9 protein-coding genes are annotated in these 12395 nt (G+C 42.5%); 2 read left to right on the top strand and 7 right to left on the bottom strand.

Annotated features, from left to right (window positions below; genetic code table 11):
• Positions 1-363: 363 nt before the first annotated feature.
• A complete protein-coding gene (locus tag LU351_RS06185) occupies positions 364-1026 on the bottom strand; it encodes a hypothetical protein (RefSeq protein ID WP_232593189.1) in 663 nt (220 codons plus the stop codon).
• A 266-nt stretch (positions 1027-1292) separates the two neighbouring features.
• Here LU351_RS06185 and LU351_RS06180 point away from each other — a divergent pair, with 266 nt between their 5' ends.
• Positions 1293-2183: a DMT family transporter gene (locus tag LU351_RS06180; protein WP_232593188.1), complete on the top strand. Its 891-nt coding sequence runs from the start codon at positions 1293-1295 to the stop codon at positions 2181-2183.
• 83 nt (positions 2184-2266) lie between these two features.
• Here the strand turns inward: LU351_RS06180 and LU351_RS06175 are convergent, their stop codons facing one another.
• The 5 genes from LU351_RS06175 to LU351_RS06150 form a co-directional block, all read right to left on the bottom strand.
• Positions 2267-3373, bottom strand: coding sequence for a heparan-alpha-glucosaminide N-acetyltransferase domain-containing protein (locus LU351_RS06175; protein ID WP_232593187.1), 1107 nt, complete (start codon positions 3371-3373; stop codon positions 2267-2269).
• 65 nt (positions 3374-3438) lie between these two features.
• Positions 3439-4227: a (2Fe-2S)-binding protein gene (locus LU351_RS06170; RefSeq protein WP_232593186.1), complete on the bottom strand. Its 789-nt coding sequence runs from the start codon at positions 4225-4227 to the stop codon at positions 3439-3441.
• The gene (locus LU351_RS06165; protein WP_269783317.1) at positions 4224-6635 is read right to left on the bottom strand and encodes a GNAT family N-acetyltransferase; all 2412 of its coding nucleotides are present in this window, start codon (positions 6633-6635) and stop codon (positions 4224-4226) included. Before LU351_RS06165 ends, LU351_RS06170 begins: the two co-directional genes overlap by 4 nt.
• Before the next feature lie 76 nt (positions 6636-6711).
• Positions 6712-8127 carry a lysine N(6)-hydroxylase/L-ornithine N(5)-oxygenase family protein gene (locus tag LU351_RS06155; protein ID WP_232593185.1) on the bottom strand — a complete coding sequence of 472 codons (1416 nt, stop codon included), beginning with the start codon at positions 8125-8127 and terminating at the stop codon, positions 6712-6714.
• Positions 8128-8366: 239 nt separating this feature from the next.
• Positions 8367-10022 carry a pyridoxal phosphate-dependent decarboxylase family protein gene (locus tag LU351_RS06150; RefSeq protein ID WP_232593184.1) on the bottom strand — a complete coding sequence of 552 codons (1656 nt, stop codon included), beginning with the start codon at positions 10020-10022 and terminating at the stop codon, positions 8367-8369.
• Positions 10023-10296: 274 nt separating this feature from the next.
• Here LU351_RS06150 and LU351_RS06145 point away from each other — a divergent pair, with 274 nt between their 5' ends.
• Positions 10297-11958, top strand: coding sequence for a methyl-accepting chemotaxis protein (locus LU351_RS06145; RefSeq protein ID WP_232593183.1), 1662 nt, complete (start codon positions 10297-10299; stop codon positions 11956-11958).
• 151 nt (positions 11959-12109) lie between these two features.
• Here the strand turns inward: LU351_RS06145 and LU351_RS06140 are convergent, their stop codons facing one another.
• Entirely contained in the window at positions 12110-12349 is a 240-nt protein-coding gene (locus tag LU351_RS06140) for a DUF2835 domain-containing protein (protein WP_232593182.1), read from the bottom strand.
• Positions 12350-12395 lie beyond the last annotated feature (46 nt).

Raw genomic sequence — 12395 nt, 5'->3', positions numbered from 1 at the left:
TACAGTTTTTAAGCAAAGAACTCCCTTATGAGTGATTATTTTTTAAACACACCCAAATGGCGGGAATTTTAGGAAAATAAAAATGCTGGGAATCATACCTGAATTTTTTTAAGCAACACAAATTAAATAGGTTTTTTAATATTAAAATTCATAGAGCCACTCCCAAAAGAACAAAAATCAAACACAGTGATCCAAATTGAATCAAATAAGACTTTTATCGAGCTGATTTTATAGTGATTGGTTTTATGGAAATTGGCTTTATGGAAATTGGCTTTATCAGGATGGGTTATTCAAAATTAACTAAGGAAGTGGCAAAGAATTTATTGGTGCCTCTTCTTAAGATTACACTCTTTCATACAGTACCTAGGCCTGTATCATCAAACCAAATTCATCTAAAAGACCTTCAAAAATCTCTTTATTGGCAGGATCTAATACGGTTTTATACACCCATGTATAGTATTCATTAGACGCTAAATTAGCGTAAGCCTTTTTCTCTCCAATAAGGCTGCTTAAAGCTTTGTATTCAAGGTAACAAACGATCAAATGCGATAATGTACCGCCTTTATCACCACTGCCGTAGGGTCGCTGCCATTGCGGATTGGGGAATTGGCTTTCAATTCTGGTTCTAAAAGCTTTTTTTGTTGGCTTACCATTTATAATCACATGCCAATGAAATTGCTCATGCAAAAATGTCGACAGCAATTTCGTAGTACTGTTTAAATATTCTTGTTGTGTACTCATGGTTACAACCGGGTGGCTGTGGGGCGTTCTCGCCGTCTCATCCACCATTATCTTTTCCATATAGACCCATTGTTGAATCGGGTACTGCCGAAGTAAGGTCTCCAAAGACGCTTTAATGTACTTTTCCTTTTCCGTATCAGAAGCGGTTGTGATGGTCACATTAGCATAAGCCGAAAGCGATAAGGTTATTGCAAGAAAAATAACGGCTAAAAAAGCGATCAAGCTCTGCGTTTTACCGAAGGAGGTTAAACTTTGATGAGCACATGCACTACTGACTGTTGGCATTGTTTGTCCTCACTTTCTATCCAAAATTGATCCACCACTCAATAACCCGAAAAGGTTCCGTAGGCCTTCTATTCTTTATAAACCTAGCGCTAAAAACTTAAGACCGTATGGCTTATTCTATAGAAAGGCCAATCTTTGGCTTCTAGTCACAAACAAAGTTCAATCTATCATCAATGCACTCGAAATAGACCTGCTGAACTAGAGAAACTTTGATAAGGTGACCGATATCGTCACCTTCATCCTCTTCAATGTTCATTATTTTGCCTATGAAAACGATACTCTTAACGACACTCGCCCTACTTGCCTTCGCGGGAAACTCTGTCCTCTGTCGGTTGGCATTAGGGTCTGAGGCAATCGATGCCAGTGGCTTTACCCTTTTGCGATTGGTGTCTGGAGTCGTGGTTTTGTGGGGTTTGGTATCGTTAATGTCGATACGGAAGAAGCCAACGACTGCTCCACCTTCAACCAATCAAGGTTGGCAAAGCTGGTGGGGAGCCATCGCGTTATTTGTGTATGCAGCAGGGTTTTCGTTCGCTTACATCTCGTTAGAAACGGGGGCAGGTGCGCTGATTTTATTTGGTGTCGTGCAATTAACGATGATTATCAGTGAAGTATTCAAGGGTCGACGACCATCGAGCATGGAATGGGCAGGTATGATTACCGCCTTTGTAGGCTTAGCCTACTTGGTATGGCCCACCGTATCACAACCGTCTTTTATTGGTTTTTTATTAATGTCGCTCTCCGGCATCGCATGGGCAAGTTATACCCTGATTGGCAAAGCACTGGCGAATTCAACCCATGACAAAAGCGTGCTCAATTCCATCAAAATTACCCATGGGCAATTCTTTCGCACGCTGCCTTTTGTTTTACTTTTGTTGGCAGCCACTTTTTATCAGCTATCAATAAGCACCACCGGGGTTATACTCGCCATCACCGCTGGAGGGGTAACCTCCGCTATTGGCTATGCCATCTGGTACATGGCACTACAAGGCTTAAGCCCCCTATCTGCCGCATCGTTACAATTATTAGTGCCGATGATTGCCGCATTAGGTGGCGTCGTGTTTGCCGATGAACCCCTCACTACCCATCTAATGGTTGCTTCGGTATTCATACTCTGCGGTATTTTTGCTGTGTTCTATGCCAAAAATACCCGCTGATGTTCGTTTCATTGATATGCACATCATGAATATACAGACAACTAATGACATACAATTAATGGCATACGATTGATGACATACTATCAAGTGTTTTCCAAGGCGACTCGCCGAGCAAATAAACCATTTTTCAGTACCCGGATAAATTTCATCACGAGATAGTCGATGAGTAGCGTTAGCACTATCATGATCGGCATTAAAGCAATCAACTGGGGAATATTTAAGGTTTTATAACCGATCACCCCCATTCCCCAACACACTAACGTCCATTGAATAATATAAATAGAGGTCGTTCGTTGGCTTAGATATTGAATGACAGGATACACTCGTCGATTTATTTTGATTAAAGAAAGAACACTAAAACAAACTACCGAGAATGAGCACAAACACACGCCCAATGAATACACAATATCCGCAGGGCCAGGATGAAAAAAGTCATTAAATGTACCAATATCAAAATACTTTAAGCCACTTCCTATAACGAAGCACGGCAACCCCAGCACAAGCATTTGCTTTAAAATCTGTGGGTCCGTCAAGTGGTATTTTTTATACGTCATGCCTAAATAGGAACCGATAAGAATCGCGGGCATCCAGAACAGTACTGGAAAATAGACGTTCCATTGGTCTCCCCAAAGTAAATCCAATACATAATCTACTCCAGGTATTCCTAAACGAGCCCCCCTTAATAAAGGGCCAATCGCAATAAAAACTATAACCAAACCCAAGATCGCAAATCGGTTATGGCACCAATGACGAATTAACGCAAGCAGCAAGAAAGAAATGCCTGCCATTTGTAAAATATCGCCCGTTAGCAGTAAATACAAAAGCTGATTTCCAGACAACGGAGATTGCCAACCGTAAGCATTAATAAAGCTTTCTGGCATGGTCCCGAATACCTCAATGGGCACAATAAATTTCAATGCATTCATCAAATACCCCATGGCCAAAATCATCAAGGCTCGTTTTAGGCCATACCCAAAACCTTGATGAGGCGTCACGGCAAAGGAAAAACCCATGGTAATGAGAAATGCCGATGTACCCTGCCCTATAGCATGAATAACCACACCAAAAGAAGACTCAAATTGAACCGTGTCTGCCCCGTACATCCACAGCGAATGAATAACCACTAATAATAAAGCGCCGATACCACGAATAATGTCAATCGTGATACAACGCTGATGCCCAGAATTCATAATCATTTCCAATATTGGTTTTAGTTTATGGCTCAGACGTGAAATACTCTAAACAGATAATGTTTTTAGACGAACACCACTCTCTTCTGCCCCTTGAGCTTCGGGCAATCCACACAAGTTTCTCGCTCACCGACTTGATAATGAAGGCAACAGGTTTTCGAATAATAACGACAAGCTCCTCCTTGATAAGTGGCATTTTTTTCCTGACTTCCGACATGCTTTATTAAACCCATTGCCTGCAGCCATTGAGTATCAATTGAGGACGATAAACGTCTTTTTGAAATTAATTTTGACGCGCTTAAGGCATCCAATGCATTAAGCGCCACCATTCCCAATAAACGTAAGGCTTTCCGCTCTGGTAATGACAATTCAGAAAAAGCCATGTGGTATAAATTATTACACCACTCTCGAACAGCAGAGCCCGCACGAGTAATTAAGGCATTTATGTCCACGGCCAATGAGCGAGAGACGCAACTTGATATCTCACGCTCCCACACCTTTCCCACAAAAGTGTATCCATAAACAGAGGTCGATTTCTGGTGTTGATACAATCCAGAAAAATTCGGCACTTTACCCACCCCATGCACCGCTGCCAAGGCAATATAAATGGGTTGCCAACACAGTAATGTCCATGTGCGTGTAGACCAATATTTAGGCCCAGCCTGAGGATAAGCGTGTTGTAACGCGCAATACACTCGACGAACGAGCCTACTAGCGCGAAGTTCCTCAGACGTAAACTCTGATGTTGTTTGATCCCTTGGCAATACTTCCCACTGCAATGCAGAATTCATCGAGCGGGTTGCAAACGCCAACTTTCTCTGCAGAAGATCTTCGTTTACGCCTGCCGCATTCATGCCATCACCGGTGTCTCTGAAAAAGCCGCAATGGGGTTTTTCAAATTTCCCGCGAATTGCAATAACTTTGACGGATCAGTGAGGTCAATCATTTGCTGATTATTGGCCAATTGCAAACGATTTAAACAGGACAATAAAAATTCGTCTGCAAATAAATTGTAGCGCTGATAGGCTTCTGCAAATTCGGGATGCTGCTCTTGGTATTCCCAAATCGTCATCGCCACACAACGCCAGAATTCTTTCGGGTCCAACTGCAAATGCTCGTACAAAATACCGGTGACATAGCGGAAAAAACAATCAAAGACGTCCGTAAAAATAGACAAGACCTCATGATCTTCCGGCACATTCACCGCTATACGTTGTACTTTTTCAGGTAACACAATCTCACGATTAAGCAAGCACACCTCTTCCCCAATGTCTTTCATAAACACACTGACCGGGACGTGGTTTTCCATCACCATAATGATGTTCTCACCATGGGGCATAAACACCATTTTGTGCTGGCATAAACAATGAAGCAACGGGGTAAGATACGCCTGCAAATAACGAGCAATCCATTGCGTGGGCGAAAGCCTGGAAGCTTTAATTAATTCAGGCAGTACCGCTCCCCCTTGTGGGTCAACGTGCAGCAATGAAGCCATGGTCATCAGTTGCTGACCAGGCTCAATAAAATTCACCGGACTCTCTCGCCATAATGCCGCAAGCATTTTTTTATACGGGTTATCTTTTACGCTCTCATGACAATAATGATCATTACGATACCCAACGGCGGCCAATTCTCTCAGCACTTTAAAACCGTACTCCTTCAAGATGTCATCATTATCAACAACACTAAACACCCAATCGTTAATGGCCGGTGTCACACTCATGTAGGCCGCAGACAACCCCCGTACAAACCCCATATTCAAAATAGACAATGCCGTTTTCACATAATATTTCTGAGGTTGTGTGACATTGAACATGGTGCGAATGGATTGTTGCGGTTGATAATAATCATCCCCCTCTCCTAAAAACACCAAGTTTTTCAGAGCCAAATCCGTTGAATAAGCATGAGCCAATTTATTTCGCCATTGCCATGGGTGGACAGGTATTAAAATATAATCGGCAGGGTTAACTTGCTGGCCCAATAATAGGCGTTCGAAACGTTCGCGTGTGGTGCAATCTAATTCTTGTCGAACCAGCGATTCATAATCGGTAATCGTGGAAGAGGAAAACTCCGCTTTGGCATGATGCGCGGCCAACCATAAAATGCGAAATGGCATGGCTGCCTCAGGGGCATAACGGGCAAAATCTTCTGCATCAAAACCAATTCGACCATTATTCGCAATAAACGACGGGTGACCTTCATTCATACCGGTTTCAACCGCTTGAAAATCCGCATTGATAAGCTGACCTGCCGTTAAATAGGGTTTCTTTATTTTAAATGCCGCACTGTTGAGCGTGGCCGAAATTTCTTCAAGATAAATCGGCAATTGCGCTTGACTCATACCGAGAGTATTTGCAAATTCGATGATAAAAGCCAACGCATCCAATGGGGCATTTTCCCCATCCACTTTTTTATTGATGGTCTCCGTATTAACAACCCAGTGATCTAAGGGCAACAACACAGCCTCAAATTCGTATTCCACTGAAGGCAAATCGCTGGTTAAACGATAACGCTTGGCTTCTCCACAATCGGCGACCCATTGAGGCTGTAAAATACGCTCATGGCTGAGCTCTGCAAGACATTTACGAATATGCTGCCGATTTACCTGAGTCCATATTTCAGGATCTAAATGATCCGGTGATTTTTGCATAGCAGGATCTTGCATATCAGGATACTGAGGCCACTGATGCATCAACCAACGTCGTCCCCACGAATGCTCATATTGATCTCGATCACAAAAGCCGAGATAAGCCTCTTTCTCCCCTAATTGAATACGGCGCTCATGAATAAAACCAAACGCTTTGTTAATGGCGTGAATATTTTGATTATTTACATCCGGCTCCACCACAATACGCTTGGCGCCCAACTCAGAAAACATGAACGCTAATACACTGTTGAAAATACGTTTCGTAAAACCTGACACAGGCGTATCGCTTGGGGCCACTAATATATGCACTCCCCTATCACCCGGTTGTACCGAATAGTGCTCACCGACAGGATCATGCTTAGGGTCATAAATCTCAATAAGAAAGCATGGCGAGTCTTTCCAATAGCCAAGATAAGATTGGCTATGAGCATTCGCATTTAAGGTGTCATAAAAGTCACACACCTGATGTGGTGTGTAGTCTGTCATTTTCCAAAATTTCGCATAGGGTTGCGAGACCCAAGAATGGATTAAAATCGCGTCTTTCTTGGGGTTCAGCTCACGAATAAAAAGCGGGCCAATGTCATCATGATGCTCAAATACAGGGGCGGTATTCATACCTTACGCATTCCTATCCTGTTCTAATAAATGGATTCTTTTTCAAAAAAGCAGCGTACAATCGCTGCCTTACAGGCTACTCAATGGATTCACACACAACGTGGGAAGCGTTTAATACATTCTCGTTTTTTTCACCGCAAGTCTGCTCGGGTACACCAAAGTGTTGAAATGCAATGCGCTCTTCAATGGGGTAATGTTCTACACCGGTTATTTCTTTAATTAAAATAGAGTTGCGGTAACACGCCATACCCAAGTCCGGCGATACAAAACCATGGGTATGCAATTCGGCGTTTTGCACAAACAATGTTTGCCCGCTTTTATCAATGCTGTAGTTGCGATTCACATCAAAACGCTGCTTACCATCATAACGAATGCGATCTTTAATGGGTGACAAAAATGCTGGCTCTTGGTAATGGAAGCCCGTGGCCAACACCAATCCTTCGGTAGTGATAGAAAAATCTTTTTCTTGCTCAGAGTGATAACAGTCGAGCACAACTTCTGGATTCCGTTGATGGTTATCGTGTTTTTGTTTATTTTCTTGAACAGAGACAACCTTACTGTTCGTCAAAATAGTTACCGGCAAATCTTGACCCACTCGATCCGCATTCAATCGCTTGCGATAGAGTATTTCGAATATTTCATCAATTAAGCTACCATTTATACCTTTATAGAGGTTTTTTTGAGAAGCCACCAACTGATCCCGTTTCTCACGGGGCAGTGCGTGAAAATAATCCACATACTCCGGTGATGTCATCTCTAACGTGAGTTTGGTGTACTCTAAGGGGTAAAAACGAGGTGCACTGGTAATCCAATTGAGTTCGTAATTATACTGATCAATCTCTGACAACAAATCATAGAAAATTTCAGCCGCACTTTGACCACTGCCTACCACCGTGATTTTGCGCTGAGATTGTAATTGAGCCTTTTGATATAAGTAATCTGATGAATGCAAGATTGGCTCATTTTTTTCCAACAAAGGTCGACAAGACTCTGGGATGAAAGGCTTAGGGCCTGTGCCCAATACGACTTTTTTAGCACAAACGGTTTCGGTTTTTCCAGTGCTCACATCCACCATAGTGACTTCATAATGTCCACTTTGAGAATCTAAACCCGCCTCTTGAGAGACATACCGCAAAACCTCCACTCGTTTGCCCCATTGGATGCTGGGGATTTGTTTCACCGCCCACTGACAATAGGCATTATATTCTTGCCTTAATAGGAAAAAATCCTCCCGAATATAAAAAGAATACAATCGACCCTTTTGCTTACTGTAATTCAAAAAGCTTAATGGGTGCGTTGGGTCTGCCAACGTCACCAAATCCGACATAAATGGGGTTTGTAAATGCACGCCTTCAATCATTAAACCAGGGTGCCAATCAAACCCCGAACGTTGATCCAAAAATAACGTTTTCACTTCGGAAAGATTAGAGGTTAACGCCGCCAAACTTAAATTAAATGGCCCAACACCAATACCAATCACGTCGTAAATCATATCCCCAGACCTTCAACCAATAGTAATAACAAAGCACCTCAAAGGCGTTTCAACAACACCACTGAAAGAATACTTTCCTGAAAATTAAAAATGAAAAAATAAAAATCCAAAAAACACCCAATAAAAAATGAGCGCCTTTCAAATAATATTATTTAAACAGAATCTTTTATTTTTAAATAATTTTAAAAGAAGTCTATTTTTAACCTAAATTTTGAGAATACACCTTCGAGAGCAGCTTACTAATCCGCTTCGCTCTCTTGCGGTATCGACAAGGAGTTCAGTGTCGCTTGCGCCACTTTCAAGTAATTACGCCATAACTCATCACCAATAAAAATAATGCGCTCTACAACGTCACTCACACTTTCCAATGTTGTTTCTGGATTTAAAAAGGTAAATTTCAAATACAAAGCGCCCTTGACTTTGGTTGACGCAATCATTGCCTCTGCGTTTCTGGCTAACCGTTTACGAATAGTAATATTGATTTCATCCAACAGAGCTAAATCCGCTTCGTTTAGAGGCGATAACGACCTTGGCGTGTACCGAAAGACTAACGTACTCAATTCTGGCGAGTGAATACACTGTATGTTTGGATTACGGTGATACTGCTGATATACCCTTCTTGCCAACTGTATGGCTTTATCAAACGCGGTGCCAATCGTATGAGCACCCAGAGTACGCAAACTTAACCATAATTTTAATGCATCAAAGCGACGTGTAGTTTGAATGCTTTTTGACACCAAATTCGGTGTTCCCTCAACTTGCTGACTTAACGGGTTTAAATAATCCGCATGATAGGTTAAACACCCCAAATGGGCTTTATCTTTTACCAAAAAAGCGCCGCAAGCGACGGGCTGTAAAAACGATTTATGATAATCTAGTGTAACTGAGTCTGCATGATGAATTGCAGCAATCAATGACTGATGCTTTTCTGATACTAATAATCCACAGCCGTAAGCCGCATCCGCATGTAACCAAAGACCATGCTGACGACAAAGACGAGACATCGATTCAATAGGATCAATACTCCCAAAATCCGTTGTACCCATGGTGGCAACCACTGCAATAGGAATATTGCCCTCATTAAGGCACGCCTGAACTGCGGCGTCTAACGCCTCTACATCCATTCGATAATGGGCATCCGTTTTTATCGAGACAACCGCATCGTAACCCATGCCTAAAATAGCAGACGCTTTTTGCAAACTAAAATGGCTCATTTCCGACACAAAAAATCGGAACCGAGAAAACTCTTTCGGTAATCCTTGGTCACGAATACTATGACCATTAAGATGGTTCAAGCAAAATTGATCACGCGCCAATAACATGGCCATTAAATTAGATTGTGTGCCCCCACTGGTAAAAATGCCATCTGCATGAGCAAGGTCAAACCCAATTCGCTCCGCCGTCCAATCAATAATCTTTTGCTCAATTAACGTTCCACCACCACTTTGATCCCAAGTATCCACTGACGTATTCATCGCTGCTTGAATTAATTCCGCCATAATGGAAACGTTGGTAATTGGCGGATTTAAGTGCGCCAAGTAATTCGGATGATGAAAATACACCGCATCCTTCAAATACAATTGCTCCAACTCTGCCATGGCATGTTCAAGGGAGTCTTGCGGTACATTTAAATCAATATCAGAGAAAGCCTTTGCCAGCTCAACAGGTCGAATACCACTGAACGGCGCTTGAGCATTTGCAACGTGTTTTGTCACAATAGAAGCGCCACGCATCACCATGCGATTAAAAATAGAGAGGCTTTTGTCACTGAACAGTACGTCTTGAAAGCGCTCTCCCAATTGAACAACAGACTTATCTGATTCATAAGCCAATAAATCTGAATGATCAATCGTTACACTTTTTTTATTAATTGTATGACGTGCTGCCATATTCATACCCAAATACCTATAGAGAAAATATTATTCGCTAATGATAATCACTATCATTATCTTTTCAACTACTATTTGAGCATTTTGCGAAATTCGACATGAACTTTACATTTTATGAACAGATCGAATCTTTTATAACCTCGCCCCACTTAAAACCCGATCAAAGTGATCGCTTTATGACCTTTATTTATTACATGGCATTTTTGGTGTCTTTTCTCTCAATCAGGTTTAATCTTTATGTTTATGTTTATGTTTATGTAATAAAGACCCGGTAATTGTTATGCCACACCACCGCTTCATGATCTCTTGTTTGATCTCTTTTCTTATCGTCGCACCACTTATTTTTCTAATCAGCTTCTTCACCACACCCAACCCCTTACAGCCTTACCTTATTGGGCTTGTGAGTAGCACGGCTGCTTTACTGATTATTTATTTACGTCATATTCAACGAGAACAACGCGTGTTATCCGCCATCGGAGAGCGCATTCAAGGGACCCGTGATAGCTTTTTACCGGACTTACAAAAAGAAATGGAAAGCATTCCTGAATTACGACACATAGAAGAAACTCTGGAACAACAGAAAATATGGCAACACTCCCTTACCCAGCAGGGCAGCAAGATTGCTATTGCGGCAGCGGAAATGTCTTTTGCTGCAGATCAATTACAGAAAAAAATGCATGAAGAAGTTGCTGACAATGCAGAAATTGTCGAAACAGCGGAACACATTCACCGTAGTGTTGAGGATATTGTCAATCAAGTAAAAGACGCTGCGAGGTCTGCCGACGAAACTAAAAAAATTAACCTTACCGGTAAGCAGGTGGTCGAAAAAACGATCCCTCAAATGGAAGGAACCCGAGAAGAGGTAAATATCAACGCCAGTATTATCGGGCAACTGGAAGCAAAATCTGGTGCCATTCAATCGGTTACATCTGTCATTAGCGATATTGCCGAACAAACTAACCTTCTCGCCCTTAACGCAGCGATTGAAGCGGCTCGTGCGGGTGAACAAGGGCGAGGGTTTGCCGTGGTGGCAGATGAAGTTCGCGCCCTAGCTGCAAAAACTTCTTCCGCTACAAATCAAATAGGCAACACTGTCACCGAGATCAACAATGAAATTCAAGGCGCCGTTAATAACAGCCAAGCATTGATTGACACCATTGATAAAGGTGTGGGCATGACCCAACAAATCGGCCACCACCTCACATCCATTTACGCTCGCTCTGAAGAAGTTCAAGGCAGTATTAATGCCATTGCCCAAAATGTTGAAGGCAGTAGCGCGAATATTCAAACTATTTCAGGCATTGTGGCCCAAGCCGGCCAACGACTGGAAACCAACGAACAGGAAATTGCATCCATTTCTGAGCGAAGCCAACATTTATCCGAAACCGCCGAAAAAATTTATGAGCTTTTTTCTGAAGGAGGCCTAGGAGAACCCCATGACAGCGCGAGAGCCGCCGCAACGAAAGCGGCCAGCGATATTGGCCGAGTATTTGAAGAAGCTTTGCAATCCGGTCGTATCAGCAATGAAGCTTTATTTGATACACACTACGTCCCCATTCCAAATACCAACCCCGCTAAACACACTACTCGCTTCGATGACTTTACAGATCAAGTTCTGCCCGCCATTCAAGAGCCGATTTTAACCTCCAATAAATCATTTGCCTTTGCCGGTGCCGTCGACATCAATGGGTATTTCCCAACCCATAATAAAAAATACAGTCAACCTCTCACAGGGAATTATGAAAAAGATTTAGTCAATAACCGTACCAAACGTATTTTTACTGATCGAACCGGGTCACGCTGTGGCAGTCATACACAAACGTTTTTGCTCCAAACCTATAAACGAGATACCGGCGAGGTTATGCACGATTTATCCGTACCCATTATGGTCAAGGGTCGGCATTGGGGTGGGTTTCGAATTGGGTACCGCTCACTTGTTTAATCAACACTGAATGTCCATGGCATAAAGCTGTGGACACCTTTGTTCAACGACAAAAGTAATGTGAACTAATAATCATGTGGCACCATAAAACTTAACCTCTAAAAACTTAGCCTCTAAAAACCTAGCCTCTAAAAACCTTGAATCTAAAAAATTAGACTCTAACAAGATTCACCAATCGATTATCTTCATCGAGATAAAGCCGAAACATACCCACCACCCCCTGATGGGTCACAAACGGCCGTAAAGCGCGGCTGGGAAACTGCACCCGACGGCCATCCACCGCCACCGCCGATACATTCGCGACACCGGATTGATACAAGCGCAAATACTCTTGGGCAGGAATAGATAAACGAACATCAATGCTGGATACGGCAGGGCCTGGATTTGACATGGCTTTTTTACATGAAAACTCCGCCGCAACACTGCGGCAGAGCCTT

It is taken from the genome of Marinibactrum halimedae (assembly GCF_021234875.1).
GTDB classification, from domain to species: domain Bacteria; phylum Pseudomonadota; class Gammaproteobacteria; order Pseudomonadales; family Cellvibrionaceae; genus Marinibactrum; species Marinibactrum halimedae.
This window is presented reverse-complemented; position numbering and strand designations above follow the sequence as displayed.